Origin of the sequence: Psychroserpens sp. Hel_I_66 (assembly GCF_000799465.1) — a bacterium.
Classification (GTDB): domain Bacteria; phylum Bacteroidota; class Bacteroidia; order Flavobacteriales; family Flavobacteriaceae; genus Psychroserpens.
Genome location: NZ_JUGU01000001.1, coordinates 1,667,556 through 1,692,327, shown reverse-complemented (window position 1 = coordinate 1,692,327; position 24,772 = coordinate 1,667,556). Strand labels below are relative to the sequence as shown.

Genomic DNA, 24,772 nt, shown 5'->3' with positions numbered 1-24,772 from the left:
GTATGTATGGCGTTTTAGAATTAAGGATAAAACTATTTTATGTCGTGTAAATATAAGTTGATCTTTTATTTTTCCACAGTAAAACAAAGTTCGACTAATTATTTAAACATGCCAAGTCTCAAAATATCATGATTTTGCCTTTAAATTTTTAAAGGATTTTTTTTATTCTGAAATGTATATTCTACGATTTTTGAAATAGTAGTAAAAACTCGTTATAATGGCGAGCGAGGAAATTAGGGTCATAATTGTTCCCGGAACAAATTTCACAAAACCACCCAAGTCTAGAAATAGGAAGTAGCCTAGATCTGCCAAACCACCAGTTAGAGCTGCCAAAAAAATAGCATTTTTATTTCCTTTCCAAACAAAAAATGCTGAAATGAAAGTCACAAGGCCAATCCACAATAAGTTAAATCCGTGCTGGCCTATGATAGCTCCTACCGCATTTGGGTAGTCCATTTGTAAAGTCGCTGGATCAGCTGCATCTGCAATACCTGTAATTGAAGAGGAGATATCTTGAGTTAAAATTCCTTTCATGGTCATTACTCCTGCCAGAATATGAACAAGTCCCCAAATAATCCACAAAACAGCAGAAATTTTTAATAGTATAGATACATTTTTCATTTTTATAAATATTGGTTTCTACAAATATCTCTTACTATTTACCAATTTCCATTAATGTAGATTAAGAAATGATTGGATTTTTATTTTAATCGTTCCCTTTTTATTTTGCTTAATGTTTCTGGCGCTATACCTAAATAGGAGGCAATCATTTTTTGAGTTACGCGTTGAATAATTTCTGGATACGTTTCCTCAAAATGTTCATATCGCTTAAGTGCAGAAAAACTCATTAGCATGATTACTCTAGTTTGTAATACAGCAATACGTTTGATAAATGCACCAATATTTTGGGATTCTCTTTTAATGTCTTTGTTCAAAACAATTATTACAGAGTCTTCTAAGGCATCAATAAATAAATCACAAGGTTTTTCTTTTGGTTGACTATCTGCTATAGTCCAATGTTCTGGTGCAAACATAAAGATGTGCTCTTTTCCTTTTTCGTCAATTGTGAAACTTCTTAAAAGCCCAGACACTACTTTATAGATATGAATGTTTAAGTCACCGCTCTTTTGTAAAATGTCTCCTTTATTAACCTTTATTTGTCTCAATTGTAGATTTGTTTTGAAATGTATTTTGAATAAGGCTCAACGAATTTTGTCTCAATTTACGAAATAATCAAGTTTGAATCGCAATAGCTTTTGGGAGAGTACAAAACAAAAAAAGCATTCACAAATGTGAATGCTCTTAAGATTGTGTAACATTAAAGTTACCGTTAGTTAGCTATCAATCTATGCTTTTTTAGCTTTTACCATAATTTTTAATTCCATATCGTCGTTGATGAACTTGTCACCAAGGTTATCGAAAACAGATTTTGAACCGTAGTTTACTCCCCATTTTGTTCTATCAATTGTAAATGGTTCACTTTCAATAGTCATCATGTCACCTTCGTTAGTTATGGTCACAGGAAATGAGATATTATGCTTTTGACCTTTAATTGCTAAGTTACCAGAAAGTCTGGTTTTACCAGCAGCTAAAGATTCTGTGCTCGTAATTTCAAAAGCTGCACTTGGAAATTTAGTTACGTCAAAAAAATCACCTTCTTTACCTTCTACAGTTCCTTTTAAGTGAGCCTCAAGATTTTCTTTTCCATCACCAGCTTCTAAATCTGTCACGTTGATTGATGTCATATCAATTAAAAATGTACCGCTCTGTAATTTACCGTCGTCGGTCTTGAAAATTCCACTTTCTAGACCAATAGTACCAGTATGGGTTCCTGTTGGTTTAAAGCCTTTCCATTCTATCGTAGACTCTCCAATGTTAACCGTGTATTTTTGTGATGTGCTCTCACTTACAGCAGCAGATTCTGCGTTGCTTGTATTCGCTTCCGCAGCTTTATCTTTACAACTTGTAAATGCCATTGCAATAGCTAAAACTATTGAAAATTTAAAAATTTTAGTGTTCATTATATGTTTTGTTTTAGTTGTTAATTGCAACAAAAATAAGCATTGGCAAACGTATCTGCAATACACTACAAAATAATTTGGTGACATTTTGACATTTTATTAATAATGGCAGTACTTTTGCAAACTTAAATCGAAGATTTATAAAATAATCCAGAATATGAGTAAAAAAGATAAAGACCAAACTATAGAAGATTCACAATTTCAAGACAATGAAAATGAGATGATTGATGATTCTCAAACCGAAGAATTATCTATAGAAGACAAGCTTAAAGAAGATTTGGCAAAAGAAAAAGACAAATTTATGCGTCTCTTTGCTGAATTTGAAAACTATAAAAAACGTACGACCAAAGAGCGTATCGATTTCTTTAAAACCGCAAGCGAAGACGTTATGTTGTCAATGCTTCCAGTTTTAGATGATTTTGAGCGCGCTTTACTTCACATAGAAGATGATAAAGAGGCAGAAGAGCTTAGAAAAGGCGTACTGCTCATCTACAACAAATTATTGTCGACACTTGAGAAAAAAGGATTGTCTAAAATTGAAGTCGAGCAAGGTGACACTTTTAATGCAGACGATCACGAGGCAATCACGCAAATACCTGCACCAAGCGATGATTTGAAAGGAAAAATCATTGACGTCGTAGAAAAAGGATATAGACTTGGAGAGAAGGTCATCCGTTTTCCAAAAGTTGTGATAGGACAATAATTAACCAATAAAACAAAACATTTTTTCTTCGGAAAAAAGGAAGCATGCAAGCATGGCAAAAAGAGATTATTACGAGATATTAGGCGTTGATAAAAACGCTACAGCAGCAGAAATAAAAAAAGCCTACCGTAAAATGGCTATCAAATTTCATCCAGATAAAAATCCAGATGATAAAGAAGCAGAAGGTAAATTCAAGGAAGCAGCAGAAGCCTACGAGGTATTAAGCAATGCAGATAAGAAAGCACGTTACGACCAGTTTGGTCATCAAGCTTTTGAAGGTGCTGGAGGATTTGGCGGAGGAGGTATGAATATGGATGACATATTCAGCCAATTCGGTGACATTTTTGGAGGAGCCTTTGGAGGTGGAGGAGGATTCTCAGGCTTTGGTGGTGGTTTTGGCGGAGGCCAAAGACGCGTAAAAGGAAGTAACCTTAGAATACGAGTTGCTCTTACCCTTGAAGAAATTGCCAATGGTGTTGAGAAAAAAATAAAAGTAAAACGTAAAGTCCAGGCAGAAGGTACAACCTATAAAACCTGTTCTACCTGTAATGGTCAAGGTCAAGTTACCAGAGTGACAAATACAATTTTAGGTCGTATGCAAACCGCATCTGCTTGTCCAACATGTGGAGGAGCAGGACAAAGCATCGATAAAAAACCTGCAGATGCTGATGCGCAAGGGCTAAAAGTACAGGAGGAAACCGTTTCTGTAAAAATACCTCCAGGAGTTGTAGATTCTATGCAGCTTAAAGTTACCGGTAAAGGAAACGACGCACCAGGAAATGGTATTTCTGGAGATTTATTGGTAGTTATAGAAGAGAAAGAGCACGAGACCTTAAAGCGTGAAGGTGACAACTTACATTACGATTTGTATGTAAGTTTGCCAGATGCTGTTCTAGGGACTTCAAGAGAAATAGATACCGTGACGGGCAAAGTGAGAATTAAGGTTGAGGCAGGAGTGCAATCTGGTAAGATTTTACGCCTACGCGGTAAAGGAATACCAAGTATAAATGGCTACGGTAGTGGTGATCTTTTGGTACATGTTAATGTATGGACGCCTCAAACATTGAACAAACAGCAAAAAGAATTTTTTGAGAACATGAAAAATGACGAACATTTTGAGCCAAAACCTCAAAGCTCTGATAAATCGTTTTTTGAAAAAGTAAAAGATATGTTTTCATAACAAGATACTTTTTTAATAAAAAACACTATATTTGATTTATCGCTAAATTAAATTAGTGATAATTTTTCTTTTTCATAGCAATTTTTTCCCATCCTTGACTAACCTTAAGGGTGGGTTTTGTTTTTGTAAAAACAGCACTTAAAAACATTTTACAAATCCATTTCAAAACCCTAATTTTTGCTTATAATAGTTAAAAATTTACTTAGATAAGATTACATTACGTCATTAACATTTTTATCTTTACTGTTATTAAATTCAACCAATTTTATCATTACTTATGAATAATTTATTAGTTGTAGATTCAGTATCTAAAAACTTCGGAAACTTTAAAGCATTAAACGATGTTTCTATTACAGTTCCTAAGGGAAGTATCTTTGGTTTATTAGGTCCAAACGGTGCAGGAAAAACAACTCTCATTAGAATTATAAATCAAATCACAATGCCAGATACTGGCAGTGTTACCTTAGATGGTGAGCCTTTAAAGCCTGAGCATATTCAAAATATAGGATACCTGCCAGAAGAGCGAGGTTTATACAAGTCCATGAAAGTTGGTGAACAGGCATTATATCTCGCACAACTAAAGGGGTTGACAAAACAAGAAGCCAAAGATCGCTTAAAGTACTGGTTTGATAAACTGGACATTGGAGATTGGTGGAACAAGAAAATTCAAGAATTGAGTAAAGGACAAGCTCAAAAAATTCAGTTCATAGTTACAGTTCTTCATCAACCTAAATTATTGATTTTTGATGAGCCATTTTCAGGATTTGATCCTATAAATGCTAATTTGATTAAAGATGAAATTCTTCAGCTAAGAGATGAAGGTGCAACAGTTATATTTTCAACACACCGTATGGAATCTGTTGAAGAACTTTGCGACCATATTGCCTTAATCCATAAATCCAATAAAGTACTGGATGGCAAATTAACGGATATCAAACGACACTACAAAACCAATACTTTTGAAGTAGGTTTGCAAACCAACGATGTCAAATTTGTGACCAATGCCATTAAAGAAAAATTTGAGGTCATGCCAGCTACCTTTAAAAACCTTAACGACGACGTGAAACTCAACATTAAGCTTCATAAAAATGACAGCTCCAATGACTTACTTTCATTTTTAACATCTAGAGCGCAGGTACATCATTTTGTAGAAGTGATACCAACTGCCAGTGATATTTTTATTCAAACAGTAAAGAACAATTAAAATGAACCATCTACCACTCATTATAAGAAGAGAATATCTAACTAAAGTAAGGAACAAATCATTTATCATAATGACATTTGTGAGTCCTTTGATTATGGTGGCTTTAATCTTAGTAGTTGCCTATCTGTCACAATTAAATAATGATAAAGAACGCACCATTTCTGTTCTTGACGAGACAGGATTGCTAAGTGACGTTTTTGTAGATACAGAGCATACAACTTACAAGATTTTAGACAAAGACACAGACTTGGAAGCTGCTAAAACTCTGACTAAAGCAAAAGAAGATTTTGGCTTGCTTTACATTGAAAAAAGTTTAGATACAGCAAACATATTTTCTGGAGTTCGTTTTTATTCCGATGAATCCCCATCGCTGGGAATCATGTCTAGTTTAGAGGAAAAAATTGAAAAGAAGCTATCAGATACAAAACTATTTAATGATGGTGTAGATCTCGAAAAAATTGAGGCATCTAAAACGAATATTACAATAGCACAAGAAACCTTTACCGGTGAAAAAACATCCAAAATTGATAGTTATTTAAAGTTAGCTTTTGGTGGAGCAGCGGGATATTTGTTGTTCATGTTTATTATTATCTACGGAAACATGATCATGAGAAGTGTCATCGAGGAAAAGACCAGTAGAATAATCGAAGTTATAATATCCTCAGTGAAACCGATACAACTATTGATGGGAAAAATTATAGGAACATCATTAGCGGGAATTACGCAATTTGTGATTTGGGTATTTTTAGGAAGTATTTTGATGTTAGTGCTGTCTCTAATTTTTGGAATAAGCTTGTCAGAATTACAAACACCACAGCAAGAGATGATGAATCAGGCTATGCAAAATCCAGATGTAGCCAACGAAGTACAAGTGGCAATGCAGTCCTTTTTTAATTTGCCAATTGCTAATCTTATCATTGCATTTATGTTCTTTTTTATAGGAGGGTTTTTATTATACAGCTCATTATATGCTGCAGTTGGAGCAGCAGTTGATAATGAAACAGATACGCAACAATTTATGATGCCTATTATAATGCCTTTAATCTTGGCAGTTTATGTTGGTATTTTCACAGTTATAGAAGATCCTCACGGTACGGTTTCCACCGTTTTTTCATTTATTCCATTCACATCACCTGTAGTTATGTTAATGCGCATCCCGTTTGGTGTTCCCATTTGGCAACAAATACTGTCTTTCGCGATTTTGTTGGGAACTTTTATGTTCACCGTTTGGTTTGCTGCCAAAATATATCGAGTAGGTATTTTGATGTACGGTAAAAAGCCAAGTTATAAGGAACTCTATAAATGGATTAAATACTAAAAATGGTACAGGATTTATCTAAGATAGAAGAAACTATTACCGAAAGTTCAATTTGGGAAAACATTAGATCGTTTCTAAAACAACATGTCGACCTAAGTGAGGACATTAGTATTTCTATTTTTGATGTATTCGTTATAATAGCTGTAATATTTTTAACAACCTTAGTATTAAGGCTTGTTTTAAGAATCATCACTAGAAATCTCCCAGAAGACGATAAAAGCAAGTTCAATGTCGTCTTTGGATATTTTAGGTGGCTTATTTACTTAATTATATTTTTAATAACACTCCATACCGTTGGAGTTAATGTTACTGCTGTTTTCGCAGCGTCTGCAGCGTTGTTAATTGGTGTAGGTCTTGCGTTGCAAACATTGTTTCAGGATATTATTTCTGGAGTTTTTATCTTAATTGATCAATCTGTTCATGTTGGTGATATTATAGAAATTGATGGTAAAGTAGGTCGAGTCGAAGAAATAAAGTTAAGAACAACAAGAGCTGTTACTATTGACAACAAGGTTTTGGTCATACCAAACCATTTATATTTAGAGAACAGTCTCTATAACTGGACACAAAACGGAACGACAACAAGGGAAAATGTAGAAGTGGGTGTGGCCTATGGGAGTGATGTTCAGTTAGTAAAAAAAATATTGCTACAGGCAGCTAGCACGCATCCAGATGTTTTGAGTGAACCAGAACCAACAGTAGTTTTTATGAACTTTGGAGAAAGTTCTCTAGATTTCAAAATCGTATTCACATTGGCAGATAGTTTTAAGGCCCAATTTCCTAAAAGTGATATTCGTTTTGAAATCGATAAACTTTTTAGGGAAAATAATGTTACAATTCCTTTTCCTCAAAGAGATATTCATATTATTCAGAAGCCTGTAAAGTAAAATTGTTTAATTATTTTAATAATTTATGAATCACATATTTAAAAACTTTTTTTTAGTAATTATCTGCACGTTTTCAATTCAAATTGCAAATGCGCAACTCACAGATTTGGCACGTTTAGAATACTCGTTTATACCAAAAAGTGATTCTGAGGATCAATACACCAGATTACGAGCTATGGTCAATTACCCGATCGAAATAAAGCCAGATACTTATTTTATTTTAGGAGCTGAGTATAACAGGATCATTCTTAATTTAGAAGATGATTATCTATTTGATAAATCCCTGTTCGAAACCATTCATATTATAGATTTAAATCTTGGCTATACATTTAAGACAAGTGAAAAGTGGCGCTGGGGTTTTAGGCTTAATCCTAGAATTGCATCCACTTTAACAGAGAAAATTACCATGGATGATTTTTTTATAAACGGAGGTGTGTTTGCGATTATTGATAGAACAAAGGATGAGTCTATGAAACGCCCTTATCGTTTAATTTTAGGATTAACCTATAATGCAACTACAGGTGTTCCATTTCCTTTACCGTTTGTGAGTTATTACAGACGTATTAATGAAGAATGGTCTTTTTCCGCAGGAGTACCAAAATCAAACTTGAAATATTTTTTTGATGAAAAGAATATCGTGCAGGTGTTTGCATCCTTAGATGGATACTTTGCACATTTGCAACGTCCTCAAACAATATTGGGGAAACAGGTTGATGATATTTCGTTATCCTTAGCTGTTGGCGGTTTAGGTTACGAATATAATTTTACAAAGCATTTAGTGGGCTATATGTACACAGGATATACCTTTAGACTTAATAATGTTTTAAGAGATGATAATAGAGATGATGTTTTTAAATTGGATGATGTCAATGCATTTTATTTAAGAACAGGAATTAAATTTAAAATATAAATATGGCGAAGATTTTAGTAATAGAAGACGAAGCAGCAATTAGAAGAGTGTTGGTAAAAATTCTTTCCGAAGAAAGCGATACCTACGAAGTGAGCGAAGCAGAAGACGGTCTAGCAGGAATAGAAATGATCAAAAAAGACGATTATGATTTAGTGCTATGTGATATTAAAATGCCTAAGATGGATGGTATTGAGGTATTAGAGGCTGCTAAAAAAATTAAGCCAGAAGTACCTATGGTCATGATTTCTGGGCATGGCGATTTAGATACAGCTGTCAACACAATGCGTCTGGGAGCGTTTGATTATATCTCAAAACCACCAGATCTAAACAGATTGCTCAATACCGTTAGAATTGCTCTAGATACTAAAGTTTTAGTTGTAGAAAATAAAATGCTCAAAAAGAAAGTGAGCAAAAAATATGAGATGATTGGCGAGAGTGAAGCCATTGACCATATCAAAGACATGATAGAAAAAGTATCTGCTACAGATGCCAGAGTACTAATTACGGGACCCAACGGAACTGGAAAAGAACTCGTTGCACACTGGATCCATCAAAAAAGTGATCGCTCAAAAGGACCATTAATTGAGGTTAATTGTGCTGCGATTCCTTCGGAATTAATTGAAAGTGAGCTATTTGGTCACGTCAAAGGAGCATTCACAAGTGCTGTTAAAGACAGAGCAGGTAAATTTGAAGCTGCCAATGGAGGTACCATTTTTTTAGATGAAATTGGAGATATGAGCTTATCTGCTCAAGCAAAAGTATTGCGTGCTTTACAGGAAAATAAAATTCAGCGAGTTGGTAATGACAGGGATATTAAGGTCGATGTTCGGGTGGTTGCTGCAACTAACAAAAACCTGAAGGAAGAAATTTCCGAAGGTAGATTTAGAGAGGATCTATATCATAGATTGGCGGTAATTCTTATAAAGGTGCCAGCCTTAAATGATAGACGAGAAGATATTCCTTTGTTGGTCGATTATTTTACTAATAAAATTTCCGAAGAACAGGGAACTGCAAAAAAATCGTTTTCTGATAAGGCCATAAAACTGCTTCAAGAATATGATTGGACAGGAAATATTCGTGAACTGCGAAATGTAGTAGAACGTTTGATTATTCTTGGCGAAAAAGAAGTGAGTGAGAACGATGTAAAACTCTTTGCTTCAAAATAATATATTATGAAAAAGGACATAAACATCAACGATTTTAAAGTCACCTCACCAGTCAAAATAGAAGATCTTTCAACAACTTTTGATTTGGATGCCGATAAAAAAGACATTGAAGATGAGTTGCAGGATGTATGCAAGGATTTAGCAAAAATCCAAAATGCCATGTATGCGCACGGTAAATATGCAGTTCTTATTTGTATTCAAGGTATGGATACAGCTGGTAAGGATAGTATGATTCGAGAGGTTTTTAAAGAATTGAATGCAAGAGGCGTTGTAGTTCATAGTTTTAAGGTGCCTACGGAATTAGAGCTAAATCACGACTATTTATGGCGTCATTACATCGCACTTCCTGCTCGCGGGAAATTTGGTGTTTTTAATCGTACACATTATGAAAATGTCCTTGTAACCCGAGTTCATCCTGAGTATATTTTAGGAGAAAGCCTGCCAGATGTAAATGATCTTAATGATATAGATGATGCTTTTTGGGAAAAGCGTTTTACACAAATCAATAATTTTGAAAAGCACATCGCTCAAAACGGGACCATCATTTTTAAATTCTTTCTACACCTTTCAAAGGACGAACAAAAAAATAGATTGTTAAGACGACTTCATAAAGAAGAAAAAAACTGGAAATTTTCGGCAGGAGATCTTGAAGAGCGAGAATTGTGGGACGAGTATCAAGAGTGTTATGAGGATGCTATCAATAGAACTTCTAAAGACCATGCACCATGGTTTACTATACCTGCAGATGATAAACCTACTGCACGCTATATTGTTGCTAAAATATTATACGATACGCTTAAAAAATACGACGATATAAAAGAGCCAGAACTTGATGACGAAACCAAGGCTAATTTAGACGAGTACATTAAGAAATTAGAAAATGAATGACTATTTTAATAGTTTCTTTTAAATAGTATTTATTTAAAAATGTATCTTTAGCTTCAACGATAAAATACACTCATGAAGCATTGTCTTACATTATTATTACTCTGTATTAGTTTTCAATTTTCGGCACAGACCGATGAAGAAAATGTAAAGAATATATACTCAAATTCCTTAACAAATGGGATGAGCTACCTATGGTTAGACCATTTGTCTAATCAAATTGGTGGACGGTTATCTGGATCCTTAAATGCAGAAAAGGCAGTAGAGTACACAAAGGCAGAATTCGAAAAACTAGGTTTAGATAAGGTTTGGCTCCAACCCGTAATGGTACCACGTTGGGTTAGGGGAGCTCCAGAGTTTGCTTATATAGAAACGTCTCCTGGCATGACTACAAATGTAAATATTTGTGCATTGGGTGGCTCAATTGCGACACGTGCAGGTGGTTTAAAAGCCAAAGTTATAGAAGTGAAAGGATTAGAAGAGCTCAAAACTTTGGGTGAAGATAAAATAAAAGGGAAAATTGTTTTTTTTAATAGACCAATGCAAGCCGATTTAATTAGCACGTTTGATGCTTATGGAGGTTGTGTAGATCAACGTTATGCAGGAGCAATGGAAGCTGCTAAATTTGGAGCAGCGGGAGTTATTGTAAGATCTATGAACTTAAGATTAGATGATTTTCCCCATACAGGCAGTATGAGTTATGGAGATTTGCCAAACAGTAAACGAATCCCTTCTGCAGCAATTAGTACTAACGATGCCGAATTATTGAGCGGAATGTTAGCGCTCGATAAAAACATAAATTTCTTTTTCAGTCAAAATTGTAAACAGCTTGACGATGTACAATCGTACAACGTCATAGGTGAAATTACCGGAAGCGAATTTCCTAACGAGATTATCGTTGTTGGTGGTCATTTAGACTCTTGGGATTTGGGAGACGGTTCTCATGATGATGGAGCAGGAGTAGTACAATCTATGGATGTTTTACGATTGCTGAAAGAAAGCGGAATTAAACCAAAGAGAACTATAAGAGCTGTTTTGTTTATGAATGAGGAAAACGGTTTGCGTGGTGGTAATAAATATGCAGAGGTCGCCAAATCCAAAAACGAAAAGCATGTGTTTGCATTAGAAAGTGATGCTGGCGGATTCACGCCAAGAGGTTTCAGTTTTGATTGTAGCGATGTTATGTTTGCAAAGATTGAAAGCTGGAAACCACTTTTCAAACCCTATTTAATTCATTATTTTGAACAAGGCGGTAGTGGCGCAGATATTGGTCCGCTTAAAGACAACAATATTGTTCTTGCAGGCTTGCGACCAGATTCCCAACGTTATTTTGACCACCATCATGCAGCAAACGATATGTTTGAGCATGTCAATAAACGCGAGCTAGAATTGGGAGCAGCATCGATGACAGCATTAATTTATTTGATGGATAAATACGGGACGGAGACAATTTCTAATACTTCAAAATTAAAGGATTAATAAACTGCTTTCTTCGGAAATTTTAAAACTTCAAATAATTTAAAAGACATAAACAATTTTATGATGAAATATTATTTTGTAATACTATTCATGTTTACAACCATATCTGTTACTGCTCAAGATGAAAATAAAGTAGAACTTCCATATTATGAAGTTCCAGAATATTCTAAAGATTATACAGCAGGTACAATGGCTGCAAGAATGGTTGACGCATTGGGTTTCAGATTTTATTGGTCTAGTGAAGGTTTGAACGAAAAAGATTTAGCATACCAACCAAGTGAGGGCGTGCGCTCAACAGCTGAAACAATTGATCATATTTTAGATTTGTCTTACGTAATTGTAAATTCTACTTTGAAAAAACCGAATGGCAAAGTAGATAAAACAGAGATGACTTTTGAAGATAAGCGAAAACAAGCATTATTCAATCTAAAAACTGCAGCAGATCTATTAAGGAAAAGCGATGATATTTCACAGTTCAAAATTATTTTTGGAGAGAATGAAATTCCGTTTTGGAACTTAGTTAACGGTCCAATTGCTGATGCTATTTGGCATTGTGGCCAGTTGGCATCTTTCCGAAGAAATTCTGGAAACCCTATAAATCCCAATGTGAATCATTTTAGTGGAAAAATTAAAGAGTAGTTATGATCAAATTTATTTTAAAACCAAAAAGTTAAAATTTTAAAGATGCTCATTCTCGGTTTCCGGTTGGTTTTTACCATATTCTTCCTTATATATTTTAACCAATGCCATAAACAAGCTAACGAGAAGAGGTCCAAAAATCAAACCAATGAACCCAAATAACGGTACACCTACAATAACACCTATTAGAGTTACTAAAGGATGGACATTATCAAGTTTTTGGAGTACGTACAATCGTATGATATTATCTGTTGAGCCAACAACTACCAAACCGTAAATAAGGATTCCCCACGCTTGAAAATCTTGACCACTTGAGAGTGTCAAGATAAATACCGGTAATATGCCTATAAGTGTTCCAACAAAAGGGATCATCGACCCTATTGTCACAATAACGAACCAAAAGAATGGATCTTCAATACCAAAAATAAGAAATCCAATAAGTGCAATTATTCCTTGAGCTAGGGCCACCAATGGTATACCAATGGCATTTGATTTTACCATGGCTTGAATTTCCTTGCCAATTTGATTTAGATTATCGGTATTCATTGGGATGTATTCACGAAGAGAGTGACGCAGTGCTTTACGATTTGTAAGCATGAAATAGAGCATAAAATACATTAATCCAATCGCAATAAATACATTGAATGTACTGCCTGCCATATTTTGTAAATTTTCTGCAAGCCAGGATGTTATAGATTTTGTATCGATTTGAGAGTTTATATCCATGCCCGTTTTAGTTTCAATGCCAGAAATTTGATGTTTGAATGCTGTAACTACTTTTTCACTATTATTCGCAGCTTCTCCTATTTTGTTGCCTAACATCAAAGCAAAGCCACTTAAAGGAATCAACACTCCAAAAAACGAAGCTAACATTAAAGTTATAGCAGCTAGAGAAGATTTCCATTTATAGTGTTTTACTAATTTAGTCATGGGCTTTCTTAGTAAAATGTAGAAGGTAATAGCTCCCAAAACGCCACTCAAATAAGGGGTGATTTCTCGAAAAATCAAAATACCAGTGAGAATAATAAGCAGTAGAATAAAAATTTGGCGAATGACCTTAGGTGCGATCTGTTTCATGTAATGGTTTAGCAAGATTGATTAATGTATAAATGTACTTTCTATTTCTTCGGAAAAAGTATCTTAAACATTATTTTTTTAATCCATTCAAAGGAGATGGTATTATTTAATTAAAAAATATCAAAAATTTTTAAAAATGAAACAGGTACAATAAAAAAATGCAAGACCTCAATCTTGCATTTTAATTTATAAACTAATTTCAACTTGATTATTCAAAATATCATCAAAAGTCTCCCTTTTTCTAATAAGGTGTGCTTTTTTATTATACCATAGTACTTCTGCTGGGCGATAACGCGAATTATAATTTGATGCCATCGAGTAACAATAAGCACCAGCATTTTTAAACGCTAAAATATCATCCTCGTTGATTTCATTGATCCTTCTGTTATTGGCAAAGGTATCTGTTTCGCAGATATAGCCAACAACAGAGTAAAAACGCTCACGCCCTCCAGGATTTGAAATATTAATAATCTCATGTTGCGATCCATAAAGCATTGGTCTAATTAAATGATTAAAACCACTATCTACTTGTGCAAAAACGGTTGAGGTGGTTTGTTTTACAACGTTTACACGCGTTAAAAAGTAACCAGCCTCACTAACCAAAAACTTACCTGGTTCAAAGGCTAAGGTTAATTGCTTTCCGTATGATTTACAAAAGTCATTAAAACGTTTGGATAATTTTTCGCCCAGTTCTTCAATATTGGTTTCAATATCTCCTTTTTTGTATGGAACTTTAAACCCAGATCCAAAATCTATAAAATCTAAATTCTTAAAGTTTTTAGCAGTATCAAACAATATTTCGCTAGCGTATAAAAAGACATCAATATCAAGAATATCACTGCCTGTATGCATGTGAATTCCGTTGATATTCATTTTTGTATTCTCAACAATGCGAAGCAAATGCGGAATTTGATGAATAGAAATCCCAAACTTACTATCAATATGCCCTACAGAAATGTTAGTGTTACCACCAGCCATCACATGTGGATTGATACGAATACAAACAGGTACTTTGGGGTGTTTCGTTCCAAATTGTTCTAATACCGAAAGATTATCGATATTTATTTGAACGCCAAGTTTTGCAGCTTTTTCAATTTCCGCTAGGGAAACTCCATTAGGCGTATAAATGATTTGCTCAGGTTTAAAACCCGCTTTTAATCCCAATTGTACCTCTTGAATCGAAACAGTATCCAATCCAGAACCCAATTGATCAAATAATTTTAAAACAGAAATATTAGACAACGCTTTAACTGCATAATTGAGTTTTAGTTTTTTTACCTTACTAAACGCAGAGGTTAAACGTTTATACTGAAATTGGATTTTCTCAGCATCGTAAACATAAACCGGACTTCCAAACTCTGCTGCTATTTGCAATAACGTGTTATTTTCCATTAAAAATTTGAATTTATTTAATATTTGAAGGATCAAAAATAAATCTAATCTTTAGTTAAAACATAAAAATTAAAAAATAAGGTTAATTTTACACAAAATGTTAAATAATTAACAATATGAAAACCATTGCATCTTGTGTCCAAGAGATTATCATTTCTAGTCCGTTTTTAGAAGAAGGTCTTTCTCGTGAGATTATAAATTTTTCTGCATTGGCCAAAGATCTAAATAAGCCAATTTCAAATATGTTGAGAAAACCCGTTAAAAATGGTGCGATCATGATGGCTTTACGACGTTATCAACAACCTTTAAATCTTGAAAATTCTAATCGCTTAAAAACAACCTTTAAAGCATTGGGAGATATTACGGTACGCTCCAATTTGAGTGATTTTACATTTCAAAATTCAAAAACATTAATTCGCAGTCATTCTCAAATTTTAGAGAAAATAAGCGCCAACTCTCAAATATTTTATGCCTTTACAAGAGGGATTTTAGAAAGTAATATTATTATATCTTCTTCGGAAAAGGAGAGTATTACAAATGCATTCAAAAACGAAACGCTTATTGGCTCAAAAGATAAATTAAGTGCCATTAGTATTTATTTACCAAACGGAAATTCTGAAATTGCAGGATTATATTATCAAATATTCAAACGATTGGCTTGGGAGAATATCACGCTTTATGAAGTGGTCTCAACAACAAATGAGTTCACTATAGTTGTTGAGGATGATTTGGTGGACAAAGCATTTTCAGTAATAAAACGATTGAAGGATTAATCCCGATAATTATTGGGACCGAAGAAAAAATAGGACACATCTAAATCAATATTAAAAACTATTGGTAAAAACTATTAGTATGTTTATTTTTGTGTTCAATAATTAATACTGAAAAATACTTCGGAAATTATTACGAAGACAAACCATAAATTTCTAAACCAAATGAATTTACACGAATATCAAGGAAAAGAATTATTAAGCAGTTTTGGCGTACGTATTCAACGTGGTATCGTTGCACAAAATGCTGAAGAAGCAGTTGCAGCAGCTAAGAAATTAACTGAAGATACTGGCACAGGATGGCACGTTATTAAAGCTCAGGTTCACGCAGGTGGACGCGGTAAGGGTGGTGGTGTAAAACTTGCTAAAAGCCTTGACGAAGTGAAAACAATCGCGGGACAAATTATTGGGATGGACTTAGTGACACCTCAAACGTCTGCGGAAGGTAAAAGAGTTCACCAGGTTTTGGTAGCAGAAGATGTGTATTATCCTGGAGATTCTGAGCCAGAGGAATATTACATGTCTGTACTTTTAAATAGAGGCACAGGTCGTAATATGATCATGTATTCTACAGAAGGAGGTATGGATATCGAAACTGTTGCAGAGGAAACTCCGCATTTGATTTTCCATGAAGAAATTGATCCAGCAACTGGGATTTTACCTTTTCAAGCGCGTAAGATTGCCTTTAACTTAGGGTTGTCTGGAGCAGCTTTTAAGGATATGACAAAGTTTGTTTCGGCATTATATAAAGCTTATGAGCAATCAGATTCTTCATTATTCGAGATCAATCCAGTTTTAAAAACAAGTGATGATAAAATAATGGCAGTAGATGCTAAAGTGTCTTTAGATGACAATGCTTTATTTAGACATAAGGATTTAGCAGATCTACGTGATTTACGTGAAGAAAATCCAATAGAAGTTGAAGCTGGAGAAAAAGGACTTAACTACGTTGACCTTGACGGTAACGTTGGTTGTATGGTAAATGGAGCAGGTTTGGCAATGGCAACTATGGATTTGATCAAACAAGCAGGAGGAGAGCCAGCAAACTTTTTGGACGTTGGAGGTACTGCAGATGCAGCTAGAGTAGAGGCAGCATTTGAGTTGATCTTAAGAGATCCAGCTGTAAAGGCTATATTAATAAACATATTTGGTGGTATCGTTAGATGTGATCGTGTTGCCCAAGGTGTGATTGACGCTTATAAGAATATGGGTAATATTGAAGTGCCAATTATTGTACGTTTACAGGGAACGAATGCAGATATTGCTAAAAAATTAATTGATAGTTCTGGATTAGATGTAATGAGTGCAACTGAATTTCAAGAAGCTGCAGATAAAGTACAGCAGGTTTTAGCGTAACTTACTAATAATTAAAATGATAAACTCACAAAATTGTATAATTTTGTGAGTTTTTTATGGTCTAATTTTTAGTTTGAACTCTTACATTTTAGTATTTTTGAGCATTAATTAAAAATTGATCTCATGAAAACAAAACTACTCTTATCTTTTTTTGCTTCAATATTATTTGCTGGTGCTCAATCACCTATAAGTAATTATTTTAGTGCCCCATTGTCAGAATTTGCTGTGGTCTCTGGTACAATAGACCAAACTCCAACTGGACCAAATGCAAATTGGAACTTTAGCGGTTTAACATCAACCGAAACCAACGTTGACACCTATACAACGCCAACTGCTGCGCAACTTGCAGATTATCCAGGCACAACACAAGTGTTTACGATTACAGATGGAGCAATGAATACCAATCAAACATTCTACAAAGTTGTTGGGTCTGAACTTTCATTAACTGGAGCAGGAAACACTCAATTTACTTTAGACTATAATACAGACAATGCGTTTATTGGGACCTATCCTTTAACTTATGGTACGTCACCTACTGTAGATAATATTGCAGGTCAAATAGAGGCACAAGGCCAGACGCCAAATTATACTGGAACGATCACGACCGAAGTTGATGCATACGGGACGTTAACTTTCAACGTTACAGTTCAAGGCTCATATACAGGAAACGTAACACGAGTTAGAACTGTACAGGTAATTTCATTTACTGTCGTTATATTTCCAGGAACTGCTACGATTGTTACTAATACCTATTACAAAGATTCAGATGGATCATTGGTTTTTAGAACAAATGACGGTTCCGTAAGTGTTCCAGGTGTTGGAGTTAATGAGTCTTTTTCTACTTCCGAAGCTTTAATCACAAACACATTATCTGTTGAGGATAATAATCCAGTTTCTAATCTTATAGAGATGTATCCAAATCCAGCTCGTGATGTGTTGACGATAAGATCTAACTCTATCGCTATAGAAGATGTGAGCATCATGGATATCAACGGTAGAAGGGTACTAACTTCTAATACAGAAAATGAAACTATCAACATCAGTTCATTAAAAACAGGGATCTATTTGGTTGCGATTTCTTCGGAAAGTGGTACGATCACAAAAAAGCTGATTAAGCAATAAACTTTTACACATATAAAAAAAAACCAGTCAGCTTTTAAAACTGACTGGTTTTTTATGAGTATATGCGGTCTTATTTAAAAGATTCTATAGTTTAAAAATAGTTGAATATTAGTTATTACAAATGTAGTCCGCATTCCGTTTTAGGGCTGTTATTCCAACGACCATCCCGATCTTCACCAGGTACTGTGCAGTGTTTACATCCAATAGAATTATAGCCTTTTGCTACCAAGGGATGAAAAGGTAAATCGTGCTCTTTTATATATGCGTCACGTTTTTCCTTAGAAATATCCAACAGAGGATAAAACTTTAAAATCTCACCTCTCAACTCAAAAATATCGAGCGTCTTACGATGGTCACTTTGCCATTCCATCAACCCAGAGACCCAAACCTTATATTGATTTTTGATGATATCCAAAGGCTTGACCTTATTGATTGAGCAACAAAAATCAGGATTTTTTTTCCAAGTTTCATCTTTTGTAGTGAATTCGTGTTCCTCTTTGAGCGCACTAATAGACGAGACATTTAACCCATAACGCTCGGTCAATTCTTCCTTATATTTAATTGTATCTTCAAAATGATAACCTGTATCAATAAAGAAAACGTTTTGTTCTTTATTTACTTCGGAAAACAGCTTCAATAAAAAAGCTGAGGTCGCAGCAAAGGAACTGGTAAGCATCACCTCAGACACATCAAAATCTTTGTAAAGTTGTTTGATTCTTTCAGTAGCAGATAACGGTTTGTACTTAATGTTAAGTGCTTTTATTTCTGCTTCTGAAATATTAGGAACGACTTTATTTATTGAGGTTGTTTCAAACATAGATTATTTAAATAACGTTGCAAGTTACTATACAATTCCGAAGAATTTATAAGCAGGCATTATTTTTACGATATTGATAATTTAAGGCTTCTTTTTTTGTGGTTTTGGTAAGGGACCTCTCAAATGGATGATTAATGCATTAAGAAAATTTCTCAATACTTGATCACCACACTCCATGTAATTAGGGTGGTCTTCACGTCTAAACATTGCATTTAGTTCACTTTTTGTCATCCTAAAATCTACGAGTTCAAGAATTTTTACAATATCGTCATCACGCAATTTATGGGCTACTCTTAGTTTTTTAAATATATCGTTGTTTGTCATTTTTTAAGTTTTTGGCTATTGGGTTTTTAATTAAAGAGCCATTGAAATGCTTCTGGGAAATTATTGCTCCAAAGTGATTCATTATGTTCTCCTCCTTCTATTACTATGTTTTTAATGTTGTTACTTTCAACACCTTTCTGTTTAAGCAATTTTACCATTTTTTCTTGATCGGGAACCATCGATTCGCTTTCCTTACTTCCAGCCAAAAGGTAAAATTTTGAATTTTTAGATATTTCCGAAGTGGAAACCAAATCATAAATTTTGTCGCTCACCCAAAACGAGGGTGAAAACACACCAGCTTTACTAAAGGTTTCTGGGTATTTTATGGTTGCATAAAATGCCATAAGTCCGCCAAGTGATGCTCCAAAAACACCTGTGCTCTCAGCTTCTGGATGTGTGCGATAAGTGATGTCGATATGTGGTTTTACGGTGTTGATTATAAATTGCATAAATGTATCACCGTTGCCACCACCATATTTTTCGTTTGGGTAAGGCGTAAGTTCTTCTAAACGCTTGTCATTTCCATGTTCAATACCCACAACGATAACATTTTTGTTTTCCAATGTATCGAGATATTCATCAATTTTCCATTCTCCAACATAAGATGTTTCCGCATCAAAAAGATTTTGCGCATCAAACATATATATTACGGGATAGGAGCTTTTAGAATTGGAGTAATTATTTGGTGTGTAAACCCAAATTGTCTTTGTCGTTTTAAGTTGTGGTGCTTCTATTGTAAAGGTATTTACATTTTTGGAAGCAGTACTTTGGGCATTAGAAAAATATAAGGCAACCGTGAGAAATAGTAAAAAAAATAGATGTTTTTTCATTGACATTTTGCTTATAACGAAAGTAATTAAAAATTAATGATTTTATAACATGTATTTCACCGATACTATTTTTTTTAAGTCTAAAAATCGATGAACGGTAAGTTGTTTTTAATTTATTGATTATCAATTGATTAAAAAATAATTAAGTGCAAACGTAGGAAAAATGGGACGAAAAGCACTATATTTTTCGATAAGCTACAACTTATCAACGATTATAAATTAAACATACTTATTAAATTTATAAAAGTAAAAATCATGAATCCCTCTAATATGATAAATCGCGTTGAGAAGCTTAGTTTACTATCAGAAATGATCGCCTTTGCTCAAGCAGATGAAGCTATAAAATCTATTGAATATAAATTCTTGTTTAGTATCGCTAAACAATTAGACATTTCTAAAGAAGACTTTGATTACTTATTTGAACATCCCGTTACTTACGTACATCTAAAATCTCATAGCGAGCGCATCGTACAATTTCACAGGTTGGTTTTGTTGATGAATCTAGACCAGCACATTTCAAATAAAGAATTGGTAAAACTCCATAATTTTGGCCTACGAATGGGATTAAGCCATGAATCTATAAATCGTGTTCTTGATTTAATGGAAAGTTTCCCTAATAAAATGGTTCCACCAGATTTTTTAATTGATATATTTAAAGTGCAGTATAATTAGCATTTTATAATAACTAAGAAGTATTTGAAAAGAGATCTTTTAGTTTTCAGCTAAAACCTAATCAGCCTTCACTTTTTCTAGCTTTTCTTGATAGCCTTTGACTTCGTCTCTCAACTTTGCAGCAACAATAAAATCTAAAGCTTTTGCAGCTTGCTCCATTAGTTTTCGTTTCTCACGGATTTTCTTTTCAAGCTCACCTTTTGTTAAATACTCACTTTCAGGTTCCGCAGCTCTGGCAGCTTCCAGTTCATAACTATAGGTGCTCACTGAATTTTTAGCCAGTACACTGTCTAAGCTCTTTTTCAATGCAGTAGGAGTAATGTTGTGTTTTGTATTATAAGCGATTTGTTTTTCTCGACGATACTCAGTCTCGTCAATCGTTTTTTGCATACTGTTTGTAATCTTATCTGCATACATTATCGCTTTACCATTTAAGTGACGTGCTGCTCTTCCAACGGTTTGGGTGAGTGAACGATTCGATCTTAAAAAGCCTTCTTTATCTGCATCTAAAATGGCAACAAGAGAAACCTCTGGTAAATCCAAACCTTCACGAAGTAAATTAACACCAACCAAGACATCAAAAATTCCTTTTCTCAAATCTTGCATGATTTCTACACGCTCTAAGGTATCTACATCACTATGAATATATCGACAACGTATTTGAATGCGATCCAAGTATTTAGTCAGCTCTTCTGCCATACGCTTGGTTAGCGTCGTGACCAATGTACGCTCATCTTTTTCTATACGTTGCTGCATTTCTTCAATTAAATCGTCAATTTGATTTAAGCTTGGTCGTACTTCTATAATGGGATCTAATAATCCCGTTGGTCTAATTAATTGCTCAACGTAAACACCATCGGTTTTTTGTAGCTCATAATCTGCAGGTGTGGCACTCACATAAATTACTTGGTTTTGTAAAGCTTCAAATTCCTCAAATTTTAATGGTCTGTTATCCATTGCAGCGGGAAGTCTAAATCCGTAATCCACCAAATTCACTTTTCTACTTCTATCGCCACCATACATGGCGTGAACTTGGGAAATAGTCACGTGACTTTCATCAATGACCATTAAATAATCCTCTGGAAAATAATCTAAAAGGCAAAAAGGTCTTGTGCCAGGAAGTCTCCCGTCGAGATAACGAGAATAATTCTCAATCCCAGAGCAATAGCCTAACTCTCTAATCATTTCTAAGTCAAATTCGGTACGTTCTTTTAAGCGTTTTGCTTCAAGATGTTTACCGATATCCTTAAAATAATCGTGTTGTTTTACCAAATCATCTTGAATTTCCCTAATCGCACCTTGCAGTACATCTGGAGATGTAACGAACATATTAGCTGGATAGATATTCAATCTGTTATAATGTTCAATAACTTCATTGGTCTGGATATTAAACTGCTCAATATCTTCAATTTCATCACCAAAAAAGTGAATTCTAAACGCGTCATCTGCATAACTTGGAAAAACATCAACCGTATCTCCTTTTATTCGGAAATTTCCATGCTTGAAATCTGCCTCTGTTCTAGAATATAAGCTCTGGACGAGACGATGGAGTAATTCTGTACGTGAGATTTCCTGATTAATTTCCAAAGAAATCACATTTTTTTGAAATTCAATAGGGTTTCCAATTCCGTATAAACAAGAAACCGAAGCCACTACAATCACATCACGACGTCCCGAAAGTAGGGAAGACGTGGTGCTTAATCTCATTTTTTCAATTTCCTCGTTTATAGAAAGATCTTTTTCTATATAAACTCCCGAAACTGGGATGTAAGCCTCTGGTTGATAGTAATCGTAATAGGAGACGAAATACTCAACTGCATTATCAGGGAAAAACTGTTTAAATTCAGAATATAGCTGAGCTGCCAATGTTTTATTGTGCGCTAAAACCAACGTTGGTTTTTGCACCTCTTCAATCACATTTGCGACTGTAAATGTTTTACCTGAACCTGTAACACCTAAAAGAGTTTGGTATTTTTCTTCGGAATTTATTCCGCCAACCAATTGCTTAATAGCTTGGGGTTGATCTCCAGTAGGCTTAAAATCTGATTTTACTTTGAATCGCATTTAGCAAAGTTACGATAAAGCGATTATATTTTAATTTAGTGTTGGGTTCAATTCTGTTAAAAGTTTTATAACAAATAGATTATTTTATGTAATTAAAAAATAATCAAAAAAAAACTGGGAGTAACCTTTAATCTAGGCTACTTCCAGTTATTGATTCAATAATCTGCGATTATTTACTATTCTATAATAACCTTTTTAGTAATATATCCTTTATTCGTTCCTATTTTTAGGATATAATTACCAGCACTCAAGTGATCTACGGTTATAGATTTAGTGTCTTTTGCAGAGATGACTAACTTCCCTAAAATAGTATAGAGCTTCATTTCATCTACATCTAAATTAGAGGTTACTGATAATATTTCGATTGCTGGATTTGGATGGACCGAAATAGTATGATTTTGTAATTCAACATCGTTTAAACCTAAGGTTTCAAACATAAAATCTTCTTGACCAGGTACCAATCCATTAAAGTAGTTTTGGGTTGTGGTACTATCAATGTTAGAATTATAAAAACTATCTACAGCACCTCCAAGACCTATTGCAATAGGATCTGTATTTGTTAGAAATGCAATTAGTCCAGTACTTGGCATATTGGTGACATCAAAGTTCATAAGTACAAATGGCGTATCCTGAGTATGTGATAAAATGGTTTGTCCAGGAGGCATGTTCATCACGAAAGCATCGCGAGTACCATCTCCCAATCCAACTCCGGTTAATTGTGATGCTGTGACTTGGTTTAGCGTCCAGTTTCTACCATTAAATTGTGAAATGTTTATGATATCTGCATCACCAGCAGGAAGCATTAATGCGAATCCAATATCTGAAATATCTGTGTTTGTGGCATCAAAATCTGGAACAGCTACAATAGAGAAATTATAATTTGAGTTGTGAACAATCCCAAATTGGTACCCTTGCGAAAAGCATACGATTGTGAATGAAAATGCGAAAATAAATAAGTATAGATTTTTCATGATTTTTTAATTTTTTGGTGGAACTGTTGTGTTTATTGTAAAAGTTGGAAGACTGGTTAAATTTGCTGGATGGTTGAGAATATTATCTTTAATTACATTACTGTCACTTGGTGATCCAGAAAATATGGTGGCACTATTTAAATCAATGTCGTACATGAGATAACCTGCGGATACGTATGTAATAAAGTTTAAAATATTGCTAGGATCTGCCAGGATATAATCTTTAATGGCGTTGACATCATTATTGCTTCCAGAGAAAACAATACTATCATCTGCATTAGCGTCTCCAGCCCAAAGTGCTTTACTACCAGAATCTAAGATGACCAAGGCATTGCTTCCAAAAGTTGAAAATCCACTAGTTGTAAAATCAACAGTGCTCGCTGTATTATTAGATAAATTAATTGTTGCTGCACTCATTGCTCCCAAATGGTTTCTATGTTTTACGACCACAAAATAAAAAGTAGGAGCTGCTTGCATGATTACAGATGATGTGCCATCAAAATCTACAACATCACCATCTCGTTGCACTAGTGCAGAACGTGCATTTATGAGCTCTTGATTATCATTGGCAGCTCTCAATTCTAACCAAATCCAATCTACAATTGCATTGTTTCCTGTGGCATTAAATACTGAAGCACTGCAGGTCGCATTATCCTCATATGGACTCGTTGTTGGCAACAGCCCACTCTCTCTAAGGTCATCATTCATGAGTCCGTTTGTGAGAGGTGATAACGAAGGTCCTTGTAAAAAGACTATAGGGTCAATTAAAACTCTAAAATCTGAATTTATAAATCCTTCAGAAATGGAACCACTCGCAGTACTGAACTCCTGCACATTTACTTCGCCAATGGTATAAAGGATTTGAATATTTCCTTCGGAAGCGGATGCACCTCCAGAATCGATACTGAATTTTTGTATGGATTGCGCGTTTCCGAAGAAAAAGCACAATATTAATATGTGTAAAGTTATTGTAGTTTTCATAAGA

At 34.4% G+C, this 24,772-nt stretch carries 25 protein-coding genes; 14 read left to right on the top strand and 11 right to left on the bottom strand.

Features of this window, described 5'->3' with window-relative positions; all coding sequences use genetic code 11:
• Positions 1-162 precede the first annotated feature (162 nt).
• The 3 genes from GQ40_RS07655 to GQ40_RS07645 form a co-directional block, all read right to left on the bottom strand.
• Positions 163-621, bottom strand: a complete 459-nt coding sequence (locus GQ40_RS07655; RefSeq protein WP_047547209.1) for a hypothetical protein — start codon at positions 619-621, stop codon at positions 163-165.
• A gap of 80 nt (positions 622-701) precedes the next feature.
• Positions 702-1,166, bottom strand: a complete 465-nt coding sequence (locus GQ40_RS07650) for a Crp/Fnr family transcriptional regulator (protein WP_047547207.1) — start codon at positions 1,164-1,166, stop codon at positions 702-704.
• Positions 1,167-1,346: 180 nt separating this feature from the next.
• The gene (locus GQ40_RS07645) at positions 1,347-2,021 is read right to left on the bottom strand and encodes a YceI family protein (protein WP_047547205.1); all 675 of its coding nucleotides are present in this window, start codon (positions 2,019-2,021) and stop codon (positions 1,347-1,349) included.
• Between the two features lie 157 nt (positions 2,022-2,178).
• Between GQ40_RS07645 and GQ40_RS07640 the strand changes: the two genes are divergently transcribed.
• The 10 genes from GQ40_RS07640 (at position 2,179) to GQ40_RS07595 (ending at position 12,392) form a co-directional block, all read left to right on the top strand.
• Positions 2,179-2,724: a nucleotide exchange factor GrpE gene (locus GQ40_RS07640; protein WP_047547203.1), complete on the top strand. Its 546-nt coding sequence runs from the start codon at positions 2,179-2,181 to the stop codon at positions 2,722-2,724.
• Between the two features lie 52 nt (positions 2,725-2,776).
• Positions 2,777-3,904, top strand: coding sequence for a molecular chaperone DnaJ (gene dnaJ, locus GQ40_RS07635; RefSeq protein ID WP_047547202.1), 1,128 nt, complete (start codon positions 2,777-2,779; stop codon positions 3,902-3,904).
• 277 nt (positions 3,905-4,181) lie between these two features.
• On the top strand, positions 4,182-5,108 hold the full coding sequence (locus GQ40_RS07630; protein ID WP_047547200.1) for an ABC transporter ATP-binding protein: 927 nt from the start codon (positions 4,182-4,184) through the stop codon (positions 5,106-5,108).
• A 1-nt stretch (position 5,109) separates the two neighbouring features.
• Positions 5,110-6,426: an ABC transporter permease gene (locus tag GQ40_RS07625; RefSeq protein ID WP_047547198.1), complete on the top strand. Its 1,317-nt coding sequence runs from the start codon at positions 5,110-5,112 to the stop codon at positions 6,424-6,426.
• A 2-nt stretch (positions 6,427-6,428) separates the two neighbouring features.
• On the top strand, positions 6,429-7,313 hold the full coding sequence (locus GQ40_RS07620; protein WP_047547196.1) for a mechanosensitive ion channel family protein: 885 nt from the start codon (positions 6,429-6,431) through the stop codon (positions 7,311-7,313).
• 25 nt (positions 7,314-7,338) lie between these two features.
• Positions 7,339-8,223, top strand: coding sequence for a DUF6268 family outer membrane beta-barrel protein (locus GQ40_RS07615; RefSeq protein ID WP_047547194.1), 885 nt, complete (start codon positions 7,339-7,341; stop codon positions 8,221-8,223).
• 2 nt (positions 8,224-8,225) lie between these two features.
• Positions 8,226-9,389 (top strand): sigma-54-dependent transcriptional regulator, encoded by a 1,164-nt coding sequence (locus tag GQ40_RS07610; RefSeq protein ID WP_047547192.1) that lies wholly within the window; start codon positions 8,226-8,228, stop codon positions 9,387-9,389.
• A 6-nt stretch (positions 9,390-9,395) separates the two neighbouring features.
• Positions 9,396-10,277: a PPK2 family polyphosphate kinase gene (locus GQ40_RS07605; RefSeq protein WP_047547190.1), complete on the top strand. Its 882-nt coding sequence runs from the start codon at positions 9,396-9,398 to the stop codon at positions 10,275-10,277.
• Between the two features lie 72 nt (positions 10,278-10,349).
• Complete coding sequence (locus GQ40_RS07600; protein ID WP_047547189.1) at positions 10,350-11,753, top strand: M20/M25/M40 family metallo-hydrolase; 1,404 nt, start codon at positions 10,350-10,352, stop codon at positions 11,751-11,753.
• 60 nt (positions 11,754-11,813) lie between these two features.
• The gene (locus GQ40_RS07595; RefSeq protein ID WP_052184188.1) at positions 11,814-12,392 is read left to right on the top strand and encodes a hypothetical protein; all 579 of its coding nucleotides are present in this window, start codon (positions 11,814-11,816) and stop codon (positions 12,390-12,392) included.
• A gap of 39 nt (positions 12,393-12,431) precedes the next feature.
• On the opposite strand, the gene GQ40_RS07590 is transcribed toward GQ40_RS07595, so the two are convergent.
• On the bottom strand, positions 12,432-13,469 hold the full coding sequence (locus GQ40_RS07590) for an AI-2E family transporter (protein ID WP_047547185.1): 1,038 nt from the start codon (positions 13,467-13,469) through the stop codon (positions 12,432-12,434).
• 186 nt (positions 13,470-13,655) lie between these two features.
• A complete protein-coding gene (lysA, locus tag GQ40_RS07585; protein ID WP_047547182.1) occupies positions 13,656-14,861 on the bottom strand; it encodes a diaminopimelate decarboxylase in 1,206 nt (401 codons plus the stop codon).
• A 116-nt stretch (positions 14,862-14,977) separates the two neighbouring features.
• On the opposite strand from lysA, the gene GQ40_RS07580 reads away from it, so the two are divergent.
• The 3 genes from GQ40_RS07580 to GQ40_RS07570 all read left to right on the top strand — a co-directional run bounded on the left by GQ40_RS07580 (position 14,978) and on the right by GQ40_RS07570 (position 18,109).
• Positions 14,978-15,634: a hypothetical protein gene (locus GQ40_RS07580; protein ID WP_047547180.1), complete on the top strand. Its 657-nt coding sequence runs from the start codon at positions 14,978-14,980 to the stop codon at positions 15,632-15,634.
• Between the two features lie 162 nt (positions 15,635-15,796).
• Positions 15,797-16,987 (top strand): ADP-forming succinate--CoA ligase subunit beta, encoded by a 1,191-nt coding sequence (gene sucC / locus GQ40_RS07575; protein ID WP_047547178.1) that lies wholly within the window; start codon positions 15,797-15,799, stop codon positions 16,985-16,987.
• Between the two features lie 123 nt (positions 16,988-17,110).
• A complete protein-coding gene (locus tag GQ40_RS07570; RefSeq protein ID WP_047547176.1) occupies positions 17,111-18,109 on the top strand; it encodes a T9SS type A sorting domain-containing protein in 999 nt (332 codons plus the stop codon).
• Positions 18,110-18,224: 115 nt separating this feature from the next.
• On the opposite strand, the gene GQ40_RS07565 is transcribed toward GQ40_RS07570, so the two are convergent.
• From GQ40_RS07565 to GQ40_RS07555, 3 genes are all read right to left on the bottom strand, one after another.
• Positions 18,225-18,926, bottom strand: coding sequence for a phosphoadenylyl-sulfate reductase (locus GQ40_RS07565; protein ID WP_156115538.1), 702 nt, complete (start codon positions 18,924-18,926; stop codon positions 18,225-18,227).
• A gap of 81 nt (positions 18,927-19,007) precedes the next feature.
• Positions 19,008-19,250: a DUF1456 family protein gene (locus GQ40_RS07560; RefSeq protein ID WP_047547174.1), complete on the bottom strand. Its 243-nt coding sequence runs from the start codon at positions 19,248-19,250 to the stop codon at positions 19,008-19,010.
• Between the two features lie 26 nt (positions 19,251-19,276).
• A complete protein-coding gene (locus GQ40_RS07555) occupies positions 19,277-20,080 on the bottom strand; it encodes an alpha/beta hydrolase (RefSeq protein ID WP_047547171.1) in 804 nt (267 codons plus the stop codon).
• A 270-nt stretch (positions 20,081-20,350) separates the two neighbouring features.
• On the opposite strand from GQ40_RS07555, the gene GQ40_RS07550 reads away from it, so the two are divergent.
• Entirely contained in the window at positions 20,351-20,752 is a 402-nt protein-coding gene (locus tag GQ40_RS07550; RefSeq protein ID WP_047547169.1) for a hypothetical protein, read from the top strand.
• 57 nt (positions 20,753-20,809) lie between these two features.
• On the opposite strand, the gene uvrB is transcribed toward GQ40_RS07550, so the two are convergent.
• From uvrB to GQ40_RS07535, 3 genes are all read right to left on the bottom strand, one after another.
• Positions 20,810-22,816 carry an excinuclease ABC subunit UvrB gene (gene uvrB, locus GQ40_RS07545; protein WP_047547166.1) on the bottom strand — a complete coding sequence of 669 codons (2,007 nt, stop codon included), beginning with the start codon at positions 22,814-22,816 and terminating at the stop codon, positions 20,810-20,812.
• 176 nt (positions 22,817-22,992) lie between these two features.
• Positions 22,993-23,787 carry a T9SS type A sorting domain-containing protein gene (locus tag GQ40_RS07540; protein ID WP_047547165.1) on the bottom strand — a complete coding sequence of 265 codons (795 nt, stop codon included), beginning with the start codon at positions 23,785-23,787 and terminating at the stop codon, positions 22,993-22,995.
• Positions 23,788-23,793: 6 nt separating this feature from the next.
• Positions 23,794-24,768 (bottom strand): hypothetical protein, encoded by a 975-nt coding sequence (locus tag GQ40_RS07535; RefSeq protein WP_047547163.1) that lies wholly within the window; start codon positions 24,766-24,768, stop codon positions 23,794-23,796.
• Between the last annotated feature and the right edge of the window lie 4 nt (positions 24,769-24,772).